Here is a 25,324-nt window from a genome sequence, read left to right on the forward strand (position 1 = left end):
GCATTACCTGTGCCTTTATACACCGATTCAGTACCTTATTTAAAATAAAATAATAATGATAGAAACGGCAAAAAGTAAATTTTTACTGACCTGTACCGTATGGGCTTCTCTTGCCTTACAATTGACCTTTGGGCAGTCGCAGCCGCAAATTATTTCCAGTCCGAATAAAACGATTAAACTGAAATTTTGGCTTACCGAAGATGGTAAACCCTATTATTCAGTTACCCATAAAAATAGACAGGTGCTCGAGCAATCCGCACTAGGACTTGTTATGGATGACCTTAGTTTTCAACAACAATTAACCTACGTTGCTACGTCACCTCCCGAGCGGATAGAAAAAACATATGAGAGTGTTAACGCTAAACGAAAGCTAAATAGCTATCGCGCGAACAAGCGGACAATCTTTTTAGAAAATGCAGAAAAGAAAAAAATAAATATACAGTTTCAAGTTTCTGATGATGGGCTCGCATTTCGATATGAGGTGCCCGCTATTGGGGACACGGCAAAAGAGGTAACAGCAGAATATACCAGCTATAAATTTCCAACGACCGCTCAAGGGTGGTTGCAGCCTGTGGCCGTTGCTAAATCGGGATGGGAGCATACAAATCCATCGTATGAGGAACATTATCAAAAAGAAATACCGGTTGGCACATTAGAGGAGACAAAAAAGGGATGGGTCTATCCCGCATTGTTCAAGACTGAAGGAGCGTGGGTGCTTATCAGCGAGGCCGGTTTAGCATCGAATCATGCCGCAACACGCTTGCACCACGAATCTCCGAATGGGGAATACCGACTGGCATTTCCAGACCCGCGGGAAACGATGCAACAGGAAAAGGGGATACGTAGTAAAGCGGAGCACAGTTTTGTATCTCCATGGCGTATTGCCGCCATCGGCAGCCTCGCTACTATTGTGGAATCCAACCTCGGTCAGGACCTGTTGGATGGGCCGATCAAAGTCGACAACAGTTTTATAAAACCGGGGAAATCATCTTGGAGCTGGATCAATAGTAAAGATGATTTCATTGTCTACGAAGAGCAAAAAAAGTACATCGATTTTGCGGCTGACATGAAATGGCAATATTGCTTGATTGACGTGAATTGGGATACCAAAATCGGGTATGAAAAAATGCAACAGCTTGCCAACTATGCCAAGGATAAAAACATAGGTCTTTTATTGTGGTACAACTCCGCTGGCGATTGGAATACGGTAGGGTATACACCCAAAAATAAATTACTCTTGCGTGAAAGCCGACGAGCAGAATTTCAACGTATTCATGAAATGGGTATAAAAGGAGTGAAAATTGATTTCTTCGGGGGGGATGGTCAGTCTGTTATCCAGTATTACATAGATATTCTGAACGACGCTGCTGATTACAAACTGTTGGTTAATTTCCACGGGGCAACCTTGCCACGGGGCTGGTCCCGGCAGTATCCGCATTTAATGACGGTGGAAGCCGTGCGGGGTTTTGAGAATGTCACTTTCCAACAGGTTGAAGCGGATCGACAGGCCGAGATATGCACGATTATTCCATTTTCCAGAAATGTATTCGATCCAATGGATTATACACCGATGAATTTATACAAAGTCCCTAGTGGGGTTCAACGTCGTACGACCGCCGCTTTTGAGCTGGCAACCAGTGTGTTATTTCTTTCCGGTATACAACACTTTGCAGAGTCGCCCGAGGGGATGTCGCACATTCATTCCGGTGTTCAGGATTTTTTACGAGAGCTTCCGGTTTCTTGGGATGAGGTGAAGTTTTTAAGTGGATATCCGGGGAAAGAAGTCGTCATAGCGCGTCGTGCTGGAAAACGCTGGTACGTTGCCGGAATAAATGGAGAAAATGTCGCTAAAGAGATTGAGGTTGATCTAACAGCATTAAAAACGAAAGGCAGTATACAATGGATAACGGATAGCAGTAGTCCTGCTGCCTTTGATATTCGTACTTCGAAGTTTTTGAAAAAGCATAAAGTTGCAGTAAAGGCACAAGGTGGCTTTGTGATGGTGATCGAATAATCCGATTCACCACTTACGAACTTAAAATTTGATTTGTGTATTGGCTAATAGAATTAAAAGACGAATAAACAGGTTCGATTAAAAAAAGGAAGTATGATAAATAAAAAAAATATAGGGTTGTGGGCTGTCGGTATGTTATGTACGGTGTTTGTTTCGGCGCAGGAAGGAAGTGGCGTACACCAGTTTGTTTCCAAGGGAAATCCCATCATTACACATAAATATACGGCAGACCCCGCTACATTGGTACATGCGGGGACCGTGTACCTCTATGCGGGGCATGATATTGCTCCTCCAGGAAAGGAACACTACCAGATGGATGAGTGGTTAGTGTTTTCCACTACCGACCTCGTAAATTGGAGAGAACATCCGTCGCCGTTGAAAGCAACAGATTTCCGTTGGGCAAAAGGGGATGCCTGGGCCTCACAGGTGGTGGAGAAGAATGGTAAATTTTACTGGTATGCTACGGTAGAGCACGGTGCGATCCATGGAAAAGCTATTGGCGTTGCGGTCTCCGATAGCCCAGTTGGTCCCTTTGTGGATGCCCGTGGAACAGCCTTGGTGACGAATGATATGACAAAAGATACAGAGATCAGTTGGGATGATATTGATCCAACGGTTTTTATTGATGACAACGGGCAAGCTTATATCTTCTGGGGGAATACAGTTTGTTACTACGCAAAGCTGAAGGATAATATGACGGAGCTTGACGGCCCGTTTAAACGAGTGGAATTACCCCAATTCACGGAGGCCCCTTGGGTACATAAGAGGGATGGCTGGTACTACTTGAGCTATGCCAGTGAGTTTCCGGAAAAAACGGTTTATGCCATGAGCCGTTCGATCGACGGTCCTTGGGTCTATAAAGGAATACTCAATGAAGTGGCTGGTAATTCGAACACCAACCACCAAGCGATTTTAGACTATAAAGGAAAAACTTATTTTGTATACCATAATGGTAGCATCAATCCACACGGAGGAAGTTATCGACGATCGGTATGTATCGATGAATTATACTATAACTCAGATGGTACAATTAAAAGGATTGTCATGACGACAGAGGGAGTTAAAGCATTTTAGTAGCAGAAACAATTCGAATCTAAAGGATGAAAAATATAAGAAAATATGTAGCTATAGCCTGTTTGGCTATGCAGGGAAGTGTACCGGTTTTGGCACAAGATAAAACGTTTACGGTACAGGTGGATCAACCTATAGCTCCAATTAATCAAAATATGTGGGGTATCTTTTTTGAGGATATCAATATGGGTGCCGATGGGGGAATCTATGCTGAATTAATAAAAAACCGATCGTTTGAGTTTTTTCGTCCTTTTATGGGATGGAAAAATTTAGGCCCCGTTGCGGAGGCAAATTATCTGATTTTAAATCGGCAGTCGGATCACGAAAGTAACCCGAGGTTCCTACGTGTAAATACCACGAAGGGTACGAGCAAGCCTATTGGACTCCAGAATGAAGGTTTCCGTGGGATGGGAGTCAAGACGGGCGTTGGCTATGAGTTTTCCGTGATGTATAGGCAAAAAACGAGTGGTGTTAGCCTACGCGTAGAGCTGGTCGATACATTAGGCAATGTGTTGGGAAAAGGGATGCTTATCCCTTCGAATACAGGTACAGGTTGGCATAGCCAAAGTATGACGTTTACCTCCAATAAAACCGATGCAAAAGCAAAGCTGAATATTTGGTTTGAGGGGCAAGGAGAAATAGACCTGGATATGATTTCGCTATTTCCTACGGATACGTGGAAAGGACGTAAAAAGGGCTTGCGCGCTGATATGGTACAGGCGTTGGCGGATCTGAAACCAGGTTTTTTACGATTCCCCGGCGGGTGTATTGTCGAAGGGTTTGACTTGTCACAACGCTTTCAATGGAAGAAGACTGTTGGTGCTATAGAAGACCGTCAACTCATTATCAATCGCTGGAATTTTGAATTTGGACACCGTTTGACCCCTGATTATTTCCAGACCTTTGGGTTAGGTTTTTATGAATACTTTTTGTTGGCGGAAGATATTGGAGCAGCACCTTTGCCAATCCTAAATTGTGGTATGGCGTGCCAGTTTAACACGGGGGAGCTCGTTCCTTTGGAAGAGCTTGATCCCTATGTGCAGGATGCACTTGATCTGATTGAGTTTGCGAATGGCGCTGTAACCACAAAATGGGGAAAATTACGTGCAGACATGGGGCATCCTGAGCCGTTTAACCTTAAAATGTTAGGGGTAGGGAATGAAAACTGGGGGCCACAATATATTGAACGCTTAGCTGTTTTTCAAAAAGCGCTTAAAGCTCAACATCCCGAAATTGAGATTGTAGCCAGCTCGGGCACAGACCCTGAGGGAGAACGTTTTGTATACCTGGATAAAGAGTTGCGGGCGATGGGTATTGATATTATTGATGAGCATTATTATAGATCCCCGGATTGGTTCTTGAATAATGCAAAACGCTACGATAACTATGATCGTCAAGGGCCAAAGGTTTTTGCTGGGGAATATGCTTCACACAGTAAAAACATGTTCCGTTCAGAGTATCGGAACAATTGGGAAGCCGCTTTATCTGAGGCTGCTTTCCTGACCGGATTAGAACGGAATGCGGCGGTGGTACAACTCGCATCTTATGCACCTCTATTTGCGCATATCGACGGTTGGCAATGGACACCCGATTTGATTTGGGTGGATAATTTAAAGACATATCTCACCCCAAGTTATTATGTGCAAAAGCTGTATTCAACAAACAAAGGCACACATGTACTGCCCTTATTGTCCGAAGGCCAAGCAGTGGCAGGTCAGGATGATTGTTATGCTTCGGCTGTCTTAGATAAAGAGCGCGATGAACTTATTATCAAATTAGCCAATACGAGCGCAACGGAGAAAAGTATAGTATTCGATATCCGGGGAGTGAAAAAATTAAATGGAGAAGCGATTCATATCGTATTACAACATGATGATCCATTAGCAATCAACGAAGTGGCGAAAGCTCCATTGGTGCTGCCACAAGAGCGTAAGTTTCCGATAAAGGGTTCAAAAATTTCGGTGCTAGCTAAAGCACAATCTTTTAATGTGATTAAAATTAAACTATAAGAAGTCTATGAAGCATTTACTTCTTCTCGTTCTGATCGCTATAAAGCTCTGTGAGGGGATGGAGAGTTTTGCACAACCGTCTCCATCCAATAAAATTCAGCTCTTTCCGCTGCATGAGGTGCGCTTATTGGACGGGCCGTTTAAGCACGCGCAGGAAACGGATAAAAGGTATTTATTACGTTTGAATCCAGATTGTTTGCTGGCGCCGTTCTTGCGCGAAGCGGGTTTGCTGGCTAAGACGGATAGTTATACCAATTGGGAGAACACAGGATTGGATGGCCATATTGGAGGACATTATTTGACGGCCTTATCTTTAATGTATGCCTCCACTGAGGATCCAGAGATTTTAGAAAAATTGGTCTACATGCTGTCCGAATTGAGGCGATGCCAGGAAGCTTTGGGAACAGGCTATATAGGGGCTGTACCGGGAAGTACAACATTATGGTCTGCAATTCAAAGCGGGAATATTGCGGCGGGAACTTTTGATTTGAATAAAAAATGGGTGCCCTTGTATAATATTCATAAAACCTATGCCGGTTTACGTGATGCTTATCTGATTGCGGGGCAATCTGAAGCAAAGGAGATGCTGGTGAGAATGACCGATTGGGCGATTCGATTAGTTCAGAACCTATCCGAGTATCAGATACAGGATATGCTTCGAAGTGAGCATGGTGGACTCAATGAAGTTTTTGCTGATGTTGCGGCCATTACGGGCGATACAAAGTATCTCACACTAGCTAAACAGTTTTCGCACCATAGTATATTGCAGCCACTAGTGGAAGGTAAGGATGCGCTTACGGGCTTGCATGCCAATACGCAAATTCCCAAAGTAATCGGTTTCAAACGTATTGCTGATATGGATAACAATAAATCGTGGGATGCGGCGGCACGTTTTTTCTGGGAAACGGTGGTTCAACATCGCACGGTTGCAATAGGCGGAAATAGTGCATACGAACACTTCCATCCGCAGGATGATTTTTCTAATATGATAAATAGTGTGGAGGGACCTGAAACTTGTAATACCTACAATATGTTAAAGTTGAGTGTACAGCTTTTCCAGACCGAAGGAGATATACGTTATGTTGACTTTTATGAAAGGGCCTTATACAATCATATTTTATCAACCCAGCATCCAACGCAAGGAGGGTTTGTTTATTTTACCCCGATGCGCCCAGGGCATTATCGCGTTTATTCGCAGCCACAGACAAGCTTTTGGTGTTGCGTGGGGTCAGGGTTGGAAAACCATGCGAAGTATGGCGAGTTCATTTATGCACACGATGAAAAGGATCTGTGGGTCAATCTCTTTATTTCTTCCACCTTAGATTGGAAGGAACGTGGGGTGCAATTACGACAAGAAACTTCCTTTCCGCAGGAACCATCTACCAAGCTGACAATCGAGACGACAAAAGCACAGAAGTTTGGTCTGAAATTACGCTACCCGGCTTGGGTGCGTTCCGGCGATCTACGTGTCACCGTGAATGGTGTTGATGTGAAGACAGATGTCATTCCGGGTCAGTATGTGCGTGTGGATCGTATTTGGAAATCGGGTGATCAGGTAGAGCTGCATTTTAAAATGCATGTCGATATCGAGCAAATGCCTGATCATTCATCCTATTTTGCTTATTTATATGGTCCTATTGTGCTGGCCGCAAAGACCGATACAGCTGCGATGGCGGGTATATTGGCAGACGACAGCCGTGGTGGACATATTGCTAAAGGTCCACAGATAGCTGCACAGGATATCCCTGTATTGGTTGGCCCAGCAGCCGAATTAAAAGAATTCCCCTCGTTGATATCGCCACGGGAGTTACGTTTTCGGTTAGCACATACTTTTGTCGGTGACCAGGAGGTACCGCAGGAGCTTATCCCTTTTTATCAATTGCATGATTCTCGTTATATAATCTATTGGCCTCAGGTCGACAACCGGGAAGCATTGCGGCAGAAGGATTCTGATCTTCAGCAGTCGGGATGGGCTAAAGCGGTGGTCGACAAAGTCCAGTGTGGGCAACAACAACCTGAATCGGATCACGACATTGATTATGAACAATCAGAGACAGGTGTGACCGATGGCAGACAATGGCGGGAAGCTTCAGGTTGGTTTAGTTATACCATGAAGAATGTGAAGAAGGAGGGGCGTTTTTTGATGGTTCACTTTTTTAAGACAGATGAAAAGCGCAATACTGAAGTCCGAATCAATGGTACGCTGGTTTCACCGATCAGGTCGGGGACTCTTGAAGCAAACGAATTATTTGCTGTCTATGCTTTGCCTGCTCAAAGTCATAATACAGCGTTGGTAACGGTACGGTTTCAAGCAACAGAAAATAACAAGACAAACCGCATGGCAGCGGTCGTGTTGCTTACTCAGGATGAGGTAAAATAATTTTTTAGTTTAGTTTGAAGTGTAGGTACAGCGTGTCATGCGCTGTGCCTTTTTTGATTTGAACCGTTTTATCCAGTTCTGATAATAGGGGAACCATTTGATTGTCAGTAGTCAACAAATGTTTTACTTCTTTTTTCAATCTTTTTTTTCAAATAAGGTTATCATATATCAAAAAACGGTGAGAATATATGGATAAAAAAAGTTAATAAATTATTAAATGTTTATTTTACATTTAATAATTTTTCAGCATATTTGGAACGGGAAGTATAAACCACCAATAAAATTTTGAAAAGCTAGTCGAAGTATATCTGAGAGAAGTTATTTTTCAGTCATGAAGAATTTTTCGCAGGGTACGGAGGCTTATTTAAATCAATAACTAAACAAACTAATGAACAACCTACAGCTTATTTTTATTGGTATGTTGATGTGGATTATTCCAAATCTAACATACGCACAAGAGAAGATTTTCGGTCATGTTCTCAACAAAGACAATGCGCCCGTAATGGGGGCAACGGTCATTGTGGAAGGAGCAACATCCGGAACGACAACAAATGAAAAGGGAGAATTTCAATTAAATGCAGAAAAAGGTTACTTATTGATACGATCGATAGGCTATCAAAGTCAACGTATACTAATTCCGGCTAGCGGTCCACTTCACATTGTGTTGGAATCAAATGATCAAACCCTGGATGAAGTGGTGGTTGTGGGGTTTGGTACGCAGAGGAAGGGAAATCTAACGGGATCTGTGGCCATTGTCGACGCGAAACAGCTTGAAAATCGTCCGGTTCAAAATGCTGCCCAAGCGTTACAAGGTTTGGCTCCTGGCTTAAATATTTCGCAAAATAGTGGCTCTTTAGGGAGTAGCCCAAGCATAAACATTCGTGGTATTGGTACGATTGACGAAACATCATCATCGGCACCATTAGTCTTGATTGATGGTTCGGAAGGTTCACTGACGGCTTTAAATCCGCAAGATATAGAAACCATCTCCATCCTTAAAGATGCGGGAGCCGCTTCTATTTACGGGGCAAGAGCCGCTTTCGGTGTTATCTTGGTTACGACTAAATCAGGTAAAGCCGGAAAAACTGCCGTAAACTACAACAATAGTCTTCGGTTAAATGCCCCAACCCTCATGCCTAAAATGATGGATTCGTATTCTTTTGCACAATACTTCAATCAAGCTGAAGTAAATGGTAACGGAAACCCACACTATTCTGCGGAGCACTTACAACGTATTTTGGACTATCAGCATGGTGTGAATAAAAATTCAACCATTATTAACCCCAACAACAAATCGCAATGGGGTGAAGGTTATGCCTATGGAAATGATAATGTAGATTGGTTTGACGTCATGTACCGCGACCATGCTTTTGCGCATGAACATAACTTGAGCCTCAATGGAGGTTCAGAAAAAACAACCTACTACTTGTCAGGTAACGTTATGAAACAACAGGGGTTGATGGCTTTCAATACAGATCATTATGATCGGTATGCAGTGTCAGCAAGAATCAATTCGCAGGTTTCGGATATTTTTACAGTAGGTTATACTGCTCGTTTAGTACGCGAAGACTACGAAAGACCGGCAAATCTTACAGACTCATTTTATGATGATCTAGGACGTCAAGGCTGGCCAACGTTACCGCTATATGATCCTAATGGTTATTTGTTTAGCTCGCCATCTCCAGCTTTAGGCATGCGCGATGGTGGAAGCGATCGTTCGACCAAAGACTTTATTTACCAGCAATTGCAGCTTATATTAGAGCCGATCAAAGGGTGGAAAACATACACAAATTTAAATTATAGAACAACGACCGAGTTTAGACATTGGGATTCTCAGAGACTTTATAATCACGATGTCAACGGAGTTCCTTATTTGTACAAAAATACATCTAATGTGTATGAGTTTGGCTGGAAGGAAAATTACTACAACATCAATATCTATTCGGAGTATGATAAATATTGGGGCAACCATCACCTAAAAGGTATGGGTGGTTTCCAAACGGAGAATTTAGCTTTTAGAAATCTGTCCGTACAACGCGACGGCATTATTTTACCCAATCAGCCTGTCATTAATTTAGCATCAGGCACTGATATTAACGGAAACCCAGTGGTTCCTGCTGTATCCGGGGAATATCAAAATTGGGCGACAGCAGGTTTCTTTGCACGCGTGAACTATGACTACGATAGTCGTTACCTGCTGGAAGTAAATATGCGTTATGATGGTTCCTCTCGTTTCCGGTCTGATAGCAGGTGGGGATTTTTTCCTTCGGTTTCTGCAGGATGGAATGTTTCCAGAGAGCACTTTTTTCAGCAAGCTTTACCATTTGTCAATCTGTTTAAAGTAAGAGCTTCCTATGGGGAACTGGGAAATCAAAATACAAAACCATTGTACCCAACTTATGTTGTGATGCCTACGGGGACAGCAAATGGCGGGTGGTTGATAAATAATACGAGACCTAACACCGCAAGTGCACCTGGTCTAGTTAGTGCCCTGCTGACGTGGGAAACTATCCGTACACTCAACATGGGCTTAGATTTTGCTTTTTTAAGCAACCGGTTGTCTGGCTCTTTTGAAGTTTTTAGTCGAAGAACAGATGATATGGTTGGTCCCGCTCCGCAACTCCCTGTCGTATTGGGTACACCTGTGCCGCGTACAAACAATACGGATTTGAAAACCACGGGATTTGAAGCGTCGATCGGATGGAACGATCGTACGAAGGGTGGGGTAGGTTACGGCGCTAAATTCCTTTTATCCGACTATTCCACGACGGTTACGCGTTATCCGAATCTGATTGGAACGCTACCGGCATCAAACATGTTTTTAGAAGGACAGAAGCTGGGCGATATTTGGGGGTACACCACCTTGGGTATTGCTAAATCGCAGGCCGAAATGGATGCCCATTTAGCCAGTCTACCGAATGGTGGACAGGATGCGCTAGGTACGCAATGGGGGGCTGGTGATATTATGTATAAAGATATGGATGGGGATGGTAAAATTGGATTCGGTAGTGATACCGAAGGAAACCCTGGTGATAAACGCGTCATTGGAAACAACACCCCACGTTATACGTTCGGCCTTAATTTAAATGGTGATTACAAAAACTTCGATGTCAGCTTATTCTTCCAAGGGGTTATGAAGCGTGATGTATGGCAAGGTGGATATTATTTCTGGGGGGCGACATCCAATAAATGGTGGTCAACAGGCTTAACGGATCATTTGGATTACTTTAGAGATGCAAATAATGCTTTGGGTGAAAATCTAGATGCGTATTATGCACGCCCGGTTTTTGGTACCAGCAAAAACCAACAAGTGCAGACACGTTACCTACAAGATGCATCTTATATACGTCTAAAAAATATTCAGGTCGGATATACTATACCTGCGACAACGACATCTCGTTTTGGGGTATCTAGATTGCGGATTTATTTGTCTGGGGAGAATGTCTGGACAAGTTCTAAAGTGGCAGGGATGTTTGACCCTGAGACCATCGATGGTGGTAAAAATGGTACCGTTTATCCACTCCAAAAGGTATGGTCAGCTGGTTTAAGTCTTACATTTTAACTATTATTCTCATGAAATTTCTTAATCATTATATATATAAAATAGTCGGTGGAGTAGCGCTAATAACCGCTGTTACTTCATGTAATAAATATCTAGATATAGCGCCTCCTTCCCAGATTATTCCGGAGGTATATTTACAAGATGAAGCCCAACTTGGGGCTTATACGATTGCGCGTTATACCGATATCTTATCCTCTCATGGGAATTGGTCTTTTGGAACATTCGGAATAGATGGGAACACCGATAATATGGTTATCCCAAACTTGGACAATCGGTTTATTCCAGGACAGTGGCGGGTTGGGGCTACCGGTGGAGAGTGGTCATTCACCAACATCTACCAAATGAATTATTTCATTAACGATGTTGTTCCGAAATGGAAGAACAACAAAATTACGGGAAGTGCGGAAAATATTGGACATTACCTTGGTGAAGCTTATTTCTTAAGAGCACATGAGTATTTTAAAAAACTACAGGATCTAGGCGATTTTCCAATCGTAAAAAATGTAATGTCAGATAAAGACAAGCAGATTTTAGTAGAGGCGAGTAAACGTTCTCCGCGAAACGAAGTGGCACGCTTCATCTTATCCGATTTAGACTCTGCTATTACCTTAATGAAATCGAGTTCACCTGATGGACGGAAGCAACGGTTATCCAAAAATGTAGCCTTGTTATTGAAATCGCGTGTTGCACTGTATGAAGGTACCTGGCTAAAGTATTTTAAAGGAACAGCTTTTGTTCCAAATGGCGCAAATTGGCCTGGAGCAAGCAAAGACTATAATGCCGGTTATCAATTTCCATCCGGAAGTATTGACGGTGAGATTGACTTCTTCCTTACGCAGGCTATGGAAGCGGCTGCATCTGTAGCAGATAATATTCCGTTGGTCAACAATACGGGGATAATCGAATCTGCGAACAATGAAAATCCATATTTCAGTATGTTTGGCGCTGTCGATATGTCTACTTATGGAGAAGTGCTCTTATGGCGACAATATAACCAAAGTTTGGTAACACATAATGTACCTGTTTATGCACAATCGGGAAATTATGCCGTTGGATTGACGCGAAGCATGGTTGAAAGTTTCTTAATGCAGAATGGATTACCAATCTATGCAGCAGGTAGCGGCTATCATGGAGATGATTATATTGCCGATGTCCGTAAAGAGCGGGATGGTCGTTTGCAATTATTTTTAAAGGAACCGGGACAGAAAAATGTTCTTGTAAATATCGGTTCCGGAACACACTTTACTTTGGTGGAGCCTATCCCAAGAATTTGGGAATCGAACTGGGAGCAACGCTATACCTCAGGATACACGATTCGTAAGGGCATTTCATATGATGGTCTACAAACGAATAATGGAGGTGCATTTACAGGAAGCATTACCTTCCGTGCGACAGAGGCTTACCTAAATTATATGGAAGCATGTTTCGAGAAAAACGGAAGTCTGGATAACAAAGCACAGGCTTATTGGTCCGCATTACGTACGCGTGCTAAAGTCGATCCCGACTTTAACAAAACGATTGCGGCAACGGAAATGTCTAAAGAGAAACGCGATTGGGGAGCATATTCAGGAGCTAATTTAATATCGCCAACATTGTACAATATTCGCCGGGAACGACGCAATGAGCTGATGGCCGAAGGTCTTCGATGGATGGATTTGAAGCGCTGGCGAGCTATGGACCAGCTAACACAAACGCCGGATCATATCGAAGGATTTAAATTATGGGGACCGATGAAAACGTGGTTTACAGATGCTCAATTGGTGTATGGAGCCACGAACGATAAAGCTGTGGTATCAGACCCTGCACGGAGTACATACTTACGCCCCTTAGAGATTCGCAGTAATGCGCTATCTTATGCGGGAGTTAAGTTTGCTATGGCACATTACCTTGCACCAATTGCTATTGAACACTTCCTGATTACTTCCTCGAGCAATAGTGCAGACCAGTCTGTTGTTTATCAAAATCCAGGATGGCCGGTGGTAGGTGGTAGTGGTGCAATCGGTTTTTAGCCCGCTATTAGATATCAAAAATAAACTCTTTACGAGGCTTAGGTTTCCGTAATCTAAGCCTCGTTTATATGATAAGTTAATAGGGGGAACAAAAGAGGCCGGGACTGACGAATTTGACCTCTTTGAATGAAGAAAATCCCCCTGTTAATGACCATGAATGATTCCTAGATTTGTTTACTAAAGAAAATAGAAATGCTGAAGATAACGCTAGCACTGAAAAGTATATTGTTGCTCACGCTTATGCTACCTAACCTAAACCTTTACGCGCAGTACAAACAAGGACCCGCACCGAAGGATTTTGCCGGATATTTATTTGCGTACTTCAAAGGTAATGCAGTGGCGGACGAAGCGGTATGTTTTGCCATCAGTACAGATGGATACACCTACAAGGCACTGAACAGCAATCAACCTGTTCTTTCCTCTGAAGTAATCAGTACGACCGGAGGTGTACGTGATCCGCATATCTTGCGGGGGGAGCACGGCGATGGTTTTTATATGGTATTAACCGATATGACATCCTCGAAGGGCTGGGATTCCAACCGTGCGATGGTGTTACTGCGGTCGGATGACCTCGTGAACTGGAAGCATTCCGTTATTAATATTCAAGAACGGTACCGCGGACAAGAGGATTTAAAGCGAGTATGGGCCCCACAAACGATTTTCGACCCCGTAAAAGGAAAGTATATGGTATACTGGTCTATGCAACACGGTGCCGGACCAGATATCATATACTACGCATACGCCAATGCGAGCTTCACGGATTTTGAAGGTGAACCGCAAGTATTATTCTTACCGAAGAACGGGAAGTCTTGTATTGATGGCGATATCATTAATAAAAATGGACTGTACTATCTTTTTTATAAAACGGAAGGACATGGTAACGGTATCCGATTAGCCCTAACCGATGATTTGACCGGCGGAAAATGGATTGAACAACCCGGATACAAACAACAGACAAAAGATGCCGTTGAAGGATCAAGTGTATTCAAATTAAATCATTCGGATACATATATCTTGATGTATGATGTATATGGAAAAGGAAAATATCAGTTCTGCGAAAGTCGTGATCTGGATGTCTTCCATGTGATCGATCACGACGTGAATATGGATTTTCATCCGCGTCATGGTTCCATCATTCCACTTTCCAGAAAGGAACTTAAAGCAGTAACTGATCGCTGGGGGCTGCCGGAAGGAATAACTTTGCCTGAAACGAAGAATCCAGTCTTAGAAGGTTTCTATGCGGATCCAGATGTATTATATTCCAATAAGACAGGTCGGTATTATATCTATCCAACAAGCGACGGTTTTGACAGTTGGGGAGGATATTATTTTAAGACTTTCTCATCCGATAATCTTAAAGACTGGAAAGATGAGGGGGTAATTCTCGATTTAAAAAGAGATGTATCATGGGCAGACCGTAATGCATGGGCACCGACCATCACGGAGAAAAAGATAAAAAATAAATATCAATACTACTATTATTTCACGGCAGCGCAAAAAATAGGTGTGGCCGTTTCGGATCTGCCAACAGGCCCTTTTGTGGATTCAGGAAAGCCATTAATTGATTTTAAGCCGACAGGTGTGCAAGGTGGACAAGAAATCGATCCTGCTGTTTTTACAGATCCCAAATCGGGTAAAAGTTATCTCTATTGGGGCAATGGCTATCTGGCTGTGGCTGAGCTGAACAAAGATATGGTGTCAATAAAACAAAATACGGTGCAAACGATAACCATCGATAAAACGTTCCGGGAAGGGGTATACGTGATTTATAGAAAAGGTACCTATTACTTCTTCTGGTCAGAAGATGATACGCGAAGTCCTAATTACAGTGTCCGTTACGGAACGTCCAAGTCCCCGTTAGGTCCTGTTGAGATTCCTACGAACAATCTTATTCTCTCGAAAGATGCGCATAAAGGGATTTATGGTACTGGGCATAATTCGGTATTGCTAATTCCGGGCAAAGATGAATGGTACATCGTGTATCACCGCTTCAACTCGCCTGATGGTATCCATATGGGAGAAGCTGCGGGATTTCATCGAGAGGTATGCATGGATCCTATGTATTTTGATGCCCAAGGTCATATTGTACCTATAATACCAACGAACTAAGGGAAGTAGGATAACTTTTTCCGTTTAAATAAAAAACGATGAGAAATTTAATAAAATATACCATAGTCGGTTTTGTCGCGGCTTTATTCAGTGCCGGAACCGCTTTCGGACAGCTTGGTTTTGGCCGTGCTGAGAAAATCAATACAGATTGGGCTTTTCATTTAGGCGATACCGATGGACAAAATCAAGCAAATACAAATAATCGGGGATGGCGACGTGTACAGTTGCCACACGACTGGACTGTTAAACAGCAGCTGAGCCCCACCTTGGCCAGTGCTACCGGTTATTTACCAGGTGGAATTGGTTGGTACCGGAAAAATATTCCGATGACTTTCGAAAACAAGGATGAAAAAGTATTTATTTATTTTGAAGGAGTTTATAACAGAAGCGAGGTTTTTATTAATGGAAAAAGCCTGGGAAAGCGGCCTAATGGTTACATCTCTTTTATGTATGAGGTAACACCGTATCTGAAGCCGGGCGATAATATGTTGGCCGTGCGCGTAGATCATAGTCAGGATGCCGATTCCCGTTGGTATACCGGCTCCGGCATTTACCGCGATGTGTGGTTGGTGCGGTCCAATCAAGTGCACCTTGATCAGTGGGGCGTGTATGCCTATCCGGAGCTGAAAGGTACGAAGGGAACACTGCAGGTGGAGGCCACGGTAAATAATGAGTCCATGCAAGTGGTACAGGTATCCGTGCTGGGCGAGTTGCTCGACCCTAAAGGAGAGGTTGTGGCGAAGAAGGTGACCAAGGCGCAAGTTGCAGCGGGAAAGCAACATGCTATTCCTTTTTCGATCGATGTATCACGTCCCTTGCTATGGAGCCTAGACCAACCGAACCAATATACGTTGCGGACGACTGTCCTCCACAATGGAACGACGATTGATCAGTCCACAGTGAAAACAGGCTTTCGGTCTTTTACTTTTGATCCCAATACAGGCTTTGCCTTAAATGGCGAACGCATGAAAGTGAAAGGCGTTTGCTTACACCACGATGCAGGTGTATTGGGGGCGGAAGTGTATCCTGAGGTGTGGCGCCGCCGTTTATTGACCTTAAAGGAGCTGGGGGTAAATGCGATCCGTACAAGTCATAACCCACAAGCAACATCCCTGTACGATCTGTGTGATGAGTTGGGGCTATTGGTGATGGATGAGGCTTTTGACGAGTGGGAGTTCCCGAAGCGAAAATGGCTTCAAGGGTGGAATAATGGCAGCCCAGGCTTTCAGGGAGCATACGATTTTTTTGAAGAGTGGGGAGAGCGCGACCTGGCGGATCTGGTAAAGAGAGATCGTAACCATATTTCCATATTTGCCTGGAGTATCGGTAATGAAGTGGATTATCCAAATGACCCTTATTCACACCCCATCTTAGACGGAGAGAAGAAAGAAGGAGGCTTTACGCAAGCATCCTATGGCGGATATAAAAAAGAGGCGCCTGATGCCATGCGTCTAGGCGATATTGCCAAGCGTTTAGCAGCTATCGTACGTCAATACGACCAAAGCCGTCCGGTCACAGCTGGGTTGGCCGGTGTAGCGATGTCTAATGAGACCGCTTATCCGGGGGCCTTGGATATTGCAGGATATAATTATACAGAAAGCAGGTACCAGGAAGATCATAAACGCTATCCCGATCGGGTTATTTTTGGTAGTGAAAACAGACACGATTTTGGTGCATGGAAAGCAGTTGCAGATCATGAACATATCTTTGGGCAGTTTCTGTGGACGGGCATTGACTACCTGGGCGAATCCGGACGTTGGCCTTCGCGTGGTTTCTATTCGGGATTACTGGATTTTGCTGGTTTTATTAAGCCTCGTGGTTACTATCGTCAATCGCTTTGGTCTAATAAGCCGATGGCCTATTTGGGTACTTATCCTTTGCAAGGAGGGGGCGCTGCGACCGATGTTTGGTCTGTCCTGGAGGCGGAGCAAGGCGATAGGAAAGACCATGCACCATCTATGGATGCATGGCCTGTATGGAATTATCAACCGGGACAGCAGATTCGCGTTGTTTGTTATACCAATGCCGCTTTTGCGTATTTAACTTTGAATGATAAGGTCGTGGGAGAGAAGAAGGCATATAATGAACAATATGGCATTACGCATTGGGATATTCCATATGAGGCAGGGCGACTGGAGGTTGTTGGGGTCGATATAAATGAAAAGGAAGTGGCGCGTTATACCATCGAAACGAACCAACGGCCTCAGTCTATCCGCTTGGTACAGCAAGGGCCGATTACGGTCGATGCAAAAGGAGGGGTAGCACAAATAGAGTTGCAAATAGTTGACGAAAATAATAATCCAGTTATTCTTGCCGATAATGAGATTACATGCCAGGTTCTAGGGCATGTGAAATTATTGGGAATGGAAGCGGGGAACAATGCTGATATGGGTGATTACACGGATAATAAGCAACGCGTTTTCCACGGGAAGATGATCGTGTATGTCCAAGCTAATGGCACCCCAGGTGAGCAGGCTTCAATTCGATTTACAACACCATGGTTAGGGAATGCAACGCAGGAACTGATTTTGCGCTGATAGAATGAAATAATATGACAATTCAAAAGTTCTTTTTATGCCTATTTCTTTTATGTAACGCAGGGTACTTCCAGGGAACAGCACAGCCGTTAGATAAAAAGGATGTCTTGATAACGCTCAAAAAGGTGAACGACCACTGGCAGGCGCATCAAAAACCGGAGATGTGGGCGTTTTGGGATATTGCCGCATATCATACCGGAAATATGGAGGCTTATAAACTCACAAAAGATAAGAGATATTTAAATTATAGCTTGAAGTGGGCGGAGCATAATGTATGGCAAGGGGCACGGTCGACTGATCCAGCAACATGGAAGTATAGCTATGGGGAGAAAGATGACTATGTGCTGTTTGGTGATTGGCAGATATGTTTTCAGACTTACATCGACCTGTATAAACTCGAACCCGATCCAAAACGGATACAACGGGCTAAAGAAGTAATGGAATATCAAATGAACACATCAAATACCGATTATTGGTGGTGGGCCGATGGTTTGTATATGGTCATGCCGGTGATGACTAAGTTATACCAGCTGACAGATGATATCCGTTATTTGGATAAATTACATACTTACTTTCTATTTGCCGATAGCCTGATGTTCGATAAGGAAGCGAATTTATACTATAGGGACGGTAAATATATTTATCCAAAACATAAGAGTTCAAACGGTTTAAAAGACTTTTGGGCCCGTGGGGATGGTTGGGTGTTGGCAGGCTTGGCAAAAGTCCTTGCCGATCTACCACCAGATTACGTACACCGTCGTTTTTTTGAAGAACGGTTTGTGCAGCTGGCTCAAGCCGTAGCTAAATGTCAGCAGCCTGAAGGTTATTGGACACGTAGTTTATTGGATCCGAACCATGCTCCTGGTCCAGAGACCAGCGGTACGGCTTTTTTTACCTATGGTATACTGTGGGGGATTAATCAGGGATACTTAGCAAAAGAAGTTTATTTCCCCGTGGTTGAACGTGCGTGGCATTACATGCGGTATGAAGCCCTGCAACCTGATGGTGCATTAGGATACGTTCAGCCAATCGGAGAAAAGGCTATCCCGGGACAAATTGTTGATAAAAAATCGACGGCTAGCTTTGGCGTGGGTGCGTTTTTACTGGCTAGTGCAGAGCTCTATCGTTTTTTGGATAAATAAAAGAACAGCAAATGAAAAAGTGTTTGGTGATACTTGTATGTTGGTTAAGTTGGATCTGTACTACGGCACAAACGGTACACCAAGCAGTACATATAAGGGAGACAGATCGTGCTTTTTGGTTGCGGGAGATGGATCGGTTAGCGCGGCCAGTTCTGGAAAGTTTAGCGCAGGATAGTTTGCGTATTAACATGCCACAGGTGACTTCCGTAAATGTCGATAATCGGGACCATCGTATTCAGGTGCAATACCTGGAGGTTTTAGGTCGTGTTTTATCTGGAATAGCACCGTGGTTGCAGCTGGAAGGAGGCGATGCTGAAGAGGTGCAGTTGCGGATGCAATATCGGAAGTGGACGATCCAGGGATTGGAAAATGCCCTAGATAGTGCTGCGAATGATTTTATGCGTTTTGATATTGGCGGACAGCAATTGGTAGATGCCTCCTTTTTGGCAATAGCGGTGGTACGCGCGCCGTGGATATGGGAAAATTTACCTGTTAAATATCAGAAGCAGCTCGTGGAATCGATAAAAACAACACGTCGCTTTCGTCCTGTCTACTCCAATTGGTTGCTTTTTTGTGCGATGAACGAGGTTTTTTTGGCGAAATATGGTCTCGATTGGGATGTGGTACGTGTCGATTACGGCTTGCGCCAACTGGAGCAATGGTATGTGGGGGATGGGATGTACCAAGATGGGGTACATTATGCATTTGACTATTACAACAGCTTTGTTATCCATCCCTATCTTGCGGCTATAGTCGATGTTTTGGAAAACAAAACAGAGGCCTATAAGGATATGTTTGGGAAGATCAAGAAAAGAAACCTGCGGTATGCTGCTATTTTAGAGCGATTGATCAATACGGACGGTACATATCCACCTTCAGGACGGTCAGTTATCTATCGGGGTGCGACATTTCACCATCTAGCCGATATGGCATGGAAAGGGAGGCTTCCTCAGGAATTAAAGCCAAAACAAGTTCGCGGTGCGCTCACCGCCGTCCTGCGAAAGACGATGGAGGCACCGACAACCTATGAGAAGGGTTGGCTTACTATAGGTTTATATGGTGCACAACCCAGCTTAGGTGACTTTTATAACAACCAAGGCAGCCCTTATATTTGTGCAAATCTCTTTTTGCCCCTGGGTTTACCGGCAACAGATGACTTTTGGACCGGGGACAGTTTGCCTTGGACTGCGCAGCAAATTTGGTCGGGTGCGGCTGCGGTCAAAGATTATGGTGTAGATCTGCGATAAACATAGATAATGCGATGAAGAATATAGCGTTACAACGAACTCAGTTCTCTAGGATCCCCCTATATATCTGGTGGTTTTTCCTATTGACATCTTGCGCGGGGATACAGCAATCCGTTGTCGGGGAGGGATGGGCTGGAAATACAATTAATACGGCTGTCTTTAGAAAAAATGCGTTGGTTAGTGATGCAGATTTTCAATATACAGCCTACTACAATCAAGAAGGGTTTGTGGCATTAGGAAAGCGTCGCTTGGGCACAGATCTGTGGGAAACCCAGGTGACAAATTACAAAGGTAATATCCGTGATGCACATAATGTAATTGCTATCATGGTGGATGCACATGGTTACCTTCATGTAGCCTGGGATCACCATAATACCCGTTTGCGTTATGCCCGTAGCATCACACCAGGCAGTTTAGCCCTTTCTTCGGAACAGCCGATGATCGGATTGAATGAAGGACAGGTAAGTTATCCGGAGTTTTATGCCTTACCCAACGGATCTTTATTGTTTTTATATCGAGACGGAGGTTCTGGCAACGGCAATCTTGTAATTAATAAATATAATCCGGAGACAGAAAGATGGTGTCGTATTCACAATAACTTGATTGATGGGGAAGGAAAACGAAATGCATATTGGCAGGCCTATGTTGATAATAAAGGAGCAATCCATCTATCCTGGGTATGGCGCGAAACTCCGGATGTGGGGAGCAATCATGACATGGCCTACGCTTGCTCGACCGATGGTGGTGTAACGTGGATGCGTACAACAGGAACACCGTATACGCTGCCGATTACGGCGGAGAATGCAGAATATGCAACACACATTGCGATGCAGCATGAGCTTATAAACCAAACGGCTATGGCTGCGGACGAAGACGGAAATCCATTCATCGCATCCTACTGGCGTTCGCCAGGTGCGCTGGTGCCGCAGTATAAGCTGATTTACCATATCCATGGACAATGGCAAGTGCGCTCGTTAGATTTTAGGAAAACTGCTTTTTCACTGCGCGGAGGCGGGACAAAAGAAATCCCAATCGCACGGCCACAACTGATGGTTAAAGGAAAGGGAGAAGATGCTGCTGTATATCTCTTGTTTCGCGATAACGAACGGCGCAATAGACCCTCGCTCCTACGGATCGATAAATTAAAGGACAAGGGGTTTAAATTGATGGATTTGGATAAAACATCCTTAGCTTCTTGGGAACCTAATTACGATACAGAGCTATGGCGAAGAAATCATATACTTCATGTATTTATACAGACCACTGCGCAGAAAGATGGAGAAGGCGTGTTGGATGTACCCTCGACCCCTGTCCGTATTTTGCAGTGGAAACCTTAAGTAATTAAAACCATTCCTTGCAGTTACTTGTTGGTCTATTAATCAAATAAAGACTATACATGATAGGTTGCGCATTACATCCCGATAACGATTCTCGTGAAACATCACCTTTTAAAAGAGCAGATTCAGCTGTTGGTCCTTTGACCTACATTGATACCCATGCACATTTATGGAGTGTCGAATATTTAGATGCTATAGCTACCTTAGGTGCTAAAGACACTGCTGTCGCTCGAAATATACGAGCGACCAATAGTGCATCGGATCTAAAAGACCGTTTGCAAATGATGGATGATGCCGGTGTTAAATGTCAAGTATTATCTGCTACGCCGCAGCAGCCTCAGTGGGGAGATAACCGAGATGCACATCAACTGGCACAATCTATTAACGATTTATATGCGACCTTAATTAAGCAATATCCGGGAAGATTTATGGCGTACGGTGCTGTGCCCTTACCTCATGTTGATGAGGCGATAAAAGAAGCCCGACGGGCGATTACTAAGCTAAATTTTCAGGGTATTGGATTGAACACGTTGGTTCAAAATAAGTATAGTCTGGCTGATCCTCGATTTTTACCCTTCTTCGAGGAGCTTAATCGGTTAAAGACTGTTGTTTATATCCATCCCACCGGCTGTGGTGCGAATAGTCGTATGATAAATGACTACCATTTAGAGTGGGTTATAGGCGCTCCAATGGAAGATACAATCGCTGTCTTACAGCTTTTGAAAGCCGATGTACCCCGTAGATTCCCCCATATTCGCTTTCATGTCGCACATTTAGGCGGCGTGTTGCCCTTTTTGATGCAACGCATTGAAGATAATTATACAGATTGGAATGCCTTTCAGTCTAGCCCATGGGAAACGCTCCGTAACTTCTGGTTTGATACGGCCAATTTTCATAAAGAATCATTGCGATGTTCACGTGATACTTTTGGTTTCGCGCAACTTCTGTTAGGAAGTGACTTTCCTTATTTCCAGGACGATAAATATACACGTGCTGTGCGTTACATCCAGTCAAGTGCCTTAGATACCTACGAGCAGGAGGCTATTTTAATAACCAATGCGAAGCGACTGTATGGACTATAAAAGGTGCTTCAGTACATGATACCTGCTAGAAAAAGAAAAGATTACCCTATATAAGGGTAATCTTCCTACTTTTTGTAATTTATAGTTGGGTGGTATGTGTCTACTGGTGATAATTGACCAATTTCTTGCGTAAGCTTTTTCGTATAATATGAATACGTGATTTTATTGTCCCTTCAGGCATGTTATAGTAATCAGATAACTCACTGTATTTGTAACCATCAATAAATTTAGTGAACATTTCTCCATATTGCTGTGGAAAGCGCTTCAATAGATTATAGATATCTTTTACAATAAGCGTGCTTTCCACGTGGCTGACAATAAACGGTTCGATACAGCCTGCATCCTGGTATTCCGATGTTTTAAAATTCTCGTAGGTATATTTCTGTTGTTGTTGTCTAAACTGATTAATGTACACATTTTTCATAATCACATAAAGCCAAGGAATTAATCTTGGGTTCTGAAAAAACTGATCCACATATTTTAATGCGCGGAATAGTGTTTCCTGCACTAAATCTTGAATATCTTCTGGATCATTGGTGAATTTGTAAGCCAATTTTTGAAGTGTACTTCGACATTCGTTCATCTGTAAATTCATTTCTCTGTTTTCCATGTGATGTAGTTTTAATGTATCCAGAGTACTACAAAAAGGAGGCTGAAATTCGCGATTTCGGGTATTTCAGGTATTTGTTGTATTATTTATGTTACATTTTACGATCGGGAGTAGGATAAGTAACCGGTGTTACTAAGTATTTATACGTATAGATGTCGGTCCTGATGTCAGACTCGGTTAAAATAACACGAACCAGCCGGAGTGGACTGATTCGTGTACGTTTAGGGAGAGTACCTCCGTTTAGCCTTATAATCCTCCTTCAATTTCTCGATCGGGATCCGGATCTATTTCATCGATGTCGGGTACAGGTGTTTCAAGTGGGATATCTGTCTCGGGATGTTCTTCAGGTACATTCTCATCCAATCCTTCAATTTCAGGTGTGCTCTGCTCCGGTGGATACATATCGGGAGACGGGAGAGGAGGTTGCTCTACTGGATCTTTATCGCGGGTGTGATCCGGTCGTTCCTCTCTCTCCGGATCTGGCCGATCACTGTCACTATCGCGAGGAGCTTGTTGCATGGTCATAGCAATAACAACATCTATGCTGTGAATTGCTTTTCTTGTTCGCTTTTCCATTTTTTTGATTTTGTATGTTATTATACGAACAGGTTGGCTATGGTTTCGTTCAAGGGAAAACTACGTGAAATAGACCTGCGGCGATACGTAATATTACCCCATTTTATATTTTGTCCAACTATTTGGTTGATGGGTTTGTTCGAGAGGTACAACAACACAGAAAATTATGCAAAAGATAAAAATCAAAAACGTGTTAGGGTTGGCTATGTTTCTACTCTTAAGTTGTACGGATCAGTCAACAAAAAATGATAACAAGGCGCCTCGCGCTATATCGGAATCGGATAGGTCGCGTTATAATTTAGAAGAGAAAGATAACCTTCTCTATGGAACAATTGATTCGGTGGCGCGTGATTCCATGCGTAAGGATAGCATTCGTAAAGCGAGAGGTCATTCGGATAAATAATGGATGAGATAAAAACGTTTAATTATGGAAAATTTAGAAAAAGTAAAGCAGCTTCTCGAAGATGAGATGATGCGGAAAAAAGGAAATACGGCTGGGCACAAAAAAAAGAAAATTATTATGTGTGCTATTGGCGCTATGGCGTTAACCGCTATTGGCTTAAAATATATGGGATATGGAAGTGCCATGATGCGATTGGCGGCACCTTTATTCTTACTTAAAATTGGTGAACAGTCCATGAAAAACAAGGATACCTGCTAACAATAGAGGTAGGAGAGCGAGATGGATGGCCATTGAAATTGAACCCTAATTAGCGATAACTAGAGCATTATGAAAAAGGACAAAACAAAAAATCCGAGTGAGAAATATGCCAAACCGCCGTTTGAAAGCCAACCGCAACAACCGCCCGGGGTGGAGCATATGATGTCTCCTATTCCAGACCATGGCGAATACAGTTATGAGGGAAACGGACTTTTGAGAAATAAAGTTGTCGTGATTACGGGAGGTGATTCCGGAATTGGTAAAGCAGTGGCTATCGCTATGGCACGCGAAGGCGCAAACATCGTTATTGTTTATAAGGATGAAATCGAAGATACAGATGCGATGAATACGCTAAATTGGGTAGAGCAAGCAGGAGGAAAAGGGCTACTTCTTCGAGGAGATATCCAAGAAGAAACGTGGTGCAAGGCCATCGTGGAAAAGACTATAGCCGAGTTTGGACGAATCGATGTATTGGTGAATAATGCGGCTTATCAGATGACCTATCAAAAACTAGAAGATATTACCGCAGCGGAATGGAATAAAACATTTGAGGTAAACTTGAGTGCTATGTTCTACCTCATCAAATACGCAATGCCCTACATCCCGGAGGGCGGTTCTGTCATCAATACCACGTCTGTTAATGCATATGATCCCAATCCCACATTGTTGCCTTATGCTGCATCAAAGGCGGCAATTCAGAATTTTACAGCTAATCTCGCGCAGAAGTTAATGGAAGATGATACCGGCATACGTGTAAACGCTGTTGCTCCCGGTCCGGTATGGACGCCCTTGATACCATCCACCATTCCGGATCATGAGAACTTCGGGGCTAAAGATCCTATGGGACGCCCTGCACAGCCTGCCGAGCTAGCGCCTATATATGTATTCTTAGCGTCTACTGGAGCCTCTTTCGTGTCTGGGGCGACAATTCCGGTAACGGGTGGGCGAATTAGCTTTTGATGTCCTGTTCGATTTAAC

Annotated in this window: 17 protein-coding genes; 15 read left to right on the forward strand and 2 right to left on the reverse strand. The window is 43.5% G+C overall.

Annotated elements, in window-relative coordinates; all coding sequences use genetic code 11:
- Window positions 1–55: 55 nt before the first annotated feature.
- The 12 genes from B9Y69_RS08960 to B9Y69_RS09015 all read left to right on the forward strand — a co-directional run bounded on the left by B9Y69_RS08960 (window position 56) and on the right by B9Y69_RS09015 (window position 22,499).
- Window positions 56–2,014 (forward strand): glycoside hydrolase family 97 protein, encoded by a 1,959-nt coding sequence (locus B9Y69_RS08960; RefSeq protein WP_085472615.1) that lies wholly within the window; start codon window positions 56–58, stop codon window positions 2,012–2,014.
- A gap of 93 nt (window positions 2,015–2,107) precedes the next feature.
- The gene (locus B9Y69_RS08965) at window positions 2,108–3,088 is read left to right on the forward strand and encodes a glycoside hydrolase family 43 protein (protein ID WP_085472616.1); all 981 of its coding nucleotides are present in this window, start codon (window positions 2,108–2,110) and stop codon (window positions 3,086–3,088) included.
- A 26-nt stretch (window positions 3,089–3,114) separates the two neighbouring features.
- A complete protein-coding gene (locus B9Y69_RS08970; protein ID WP_085472617.1) occupies window positions 3,115–5,094 on the forward strand; it encodes an alpha-L-arabinofuranosidase C-terminal domain-containing protein in 1,980 nt (659 codons plus the stop codon).
- 7 nt (window positions 5,095–5,101) lie between these two features.
- Window positions 5,102–7,474 carry a glycoside hydrolase family 127 protein gene (locus tag B9Y69_RS08975; RefSeq protein WP_085472618.1) on the forward strand — a complete coding sequence of 791 codons (2,373 nt, stop codon included), beginning with the start codon at window positions 5,102–5,104 and terminating at the stop codon, window positions 7,472–7,474.
- Between the two features lie 388 nt (window positions 7,475–7,862).
- Window positions 7,863–11,036: a SusC/RagA family TonB-linked outer membrane protein gene (locus tag B9Y69_RS08980; RefSeq protein ID WP_200811771.1), complete on the forward strand. Its 3,174-nt coding sequence runs from the start codon at window positions 7,863–7,865 to the stop codon at window positions 11,034–11,036.
- A gap of 11 nt (window positions 11,037–11,047) precedes the next feature.
- Window positions 11,048–13,045 carry a RagB/SusD family nutrient uptake outer membrane protein gene (locus B9Y69_RS08985; protein ID WP_085472619.1) on the forward strand — a complete coding sequence of 666 codons (1,998 nt, stop codon included), beginning with the start codon at window positions 11,048–11,050 and terminating at the stop codon, window positions 13,043–13,045.
- Between the two features lie 192 nt (window positions 13,046–13,237).
- Window positions 13,238–15,154 carry a glycoside hydrolase family 43 protein gene (locus tag B9Y69_RS08990; RefSeq protein WP_085472620.1) on the forward strand — a complete coding sequence of 639 codons (1,917 nt, stop codon included), beginning with the start codon at window positions 13,238–13,240 and terminating at the stop codon, window positions 15,152–15,154.
- A 38-nt stretch (window positions 15,155–15,192) separates the two neighbouring features.
- On the forward strand, window positions 15,193–17,691 hold the full coding sequence (locus tag B9Y69_RS08995) for a glycoside hydrolase family 2 TIM barrel-domain containing protein (RefSeq protein ID WP_085472621.1): 2,499 nt from the start codon (window positions 15,193–15,195) through the stop codon (window positions 17,689–17,691).
- A 14-nt stretch (window positions 17,692–17,705) separates the two neighbouring features.
- On the forward strand, window positions 17,706–18,833 hold the full coding sequence (locus B9Y69_RS09000) for a glycoside hydrolase family 88/105 protein (RefSeq protein WP_085472622.1): 1,128 nt from the start codon (window positions 17,706–17,708) through the stop codon (window positions 18,831–18,833).
- A gap of 11 nt (window positions 18,834–18,844) precedes the next feature.
- On the forward strand, window positions 18,845–20,080 hold the full coding sequence (locus B9Y69_RS09005) for a DUF2264 domain-containing protein (RefSeq protein ID WP_085472623.1): 1,236 nt from the start codon (window positions 18,845–18,847) through the stop codon (window positions 20,078–20,080).
- A gap of 14 nt (window positions 20,081–20,094) precedes the next feature.
- Complete coding sequence (locus B9Y69_RS09010; protein WP_085472624.1) at window positions 20,095–21,417, forward strand: BNR repeat-containing protein; 1,323 nt, start codon at window positions 20,095–20,097, stop codon at window positions 21,415–21,417.
- A gap of 59 nt (window positions 21,418–21,476) precedes the next feature.
- Window positions 21,477–22,499: an amidohydrolase family protein gene (locus B9Y69_RS09015; protein WP_085472625.1), complete on the forward strand. Its 1,023-nt coding sequence runs from the start codon at window positions 21,477–21,479 to the stop codon at window positions 22,497–22,499.
- Between the two features lie 100 nt (window positions 22,500–22,599).
- Here B9Y69_RS09015 and B9Y69_RS09020 read toward each other — a convergent pair whose 3' ends face one another.
- A complete protein-coding gene (locus tag B9Y69_RS09020) occupies window positions 22,600–23,109 on the reverse strand; it encodes an RNA polymerase sigma factor (protein WP_085472626.1) in 510 nt (169 codons plus the stop codon).
- Between the two features lie 246 nt (window positions 23,110–23,355).
- Window positions 23,356–23,685, reverse strand: a complete 330-nt coding sequence (locus tag B9Y69_RS09025; protein WP_085472627.1) for a hypothetical protein — start codon at window positions 23,683–23,685, stop codon at window positions 23,356–23,358.
- Window positions 23,686–23,851: 166 nt separating this feature from the next.
- On the opposite strand from B9Y69_RS09025, the gene B9Y69_RS09030 reads away from it, so the two are divergent.
- From B9Y69_RS09030 to B9Y69_RS09040, 3 genes are all read left to right on the forward strand, one after another.
- Entirely contained in the window at window positions 23,852–24,088 is a 237-nt protein-coding gene (locus B9Y69_RS09030) for a hypothetical protein (protein WP_085472628.1), read from the forward strand.
- Between the two features lie 24 nt (window positions 24,089–24,112).
- Window positions 24,113–24,346: a hypothetical protein gene (locus B9Y69_RS09035; protein ID WP_085472629.1), complete on the forward strand. Its 234-nt coding sequence runs from the start codon at window positions 24,113–24,115 to the stop codon at window positions 24,344–24,346.
- A 69-nt stretch (window positions 24,347–24,415) separates the two neighbouring features.
- Window positions 24,416–25,306 (forward strand): SDR family oxidoreductase, encoded by an 891-nt coding sequence (locus tag B9Y69_RS09040; RefSeq protein WP_085472630.1) that lies wholly within the window; start codon window positions 24,416–24,418, stop codon window positions 25,304–25,306.
- Window positions 25,307–25,324 lie beyond the last annotated feature (18 nt).

The sequence above is a fragment of the Sphingobacterium psychroaquaticum genome, from assembly GCF_900177625.1.
GTDB lineage: Bacteria > Bacteroidota > Bacteroidia > Sphingobacteriales > Sphingobacteriaceae > Sphingobacterium > Sphingobacterium psychroaquaticum.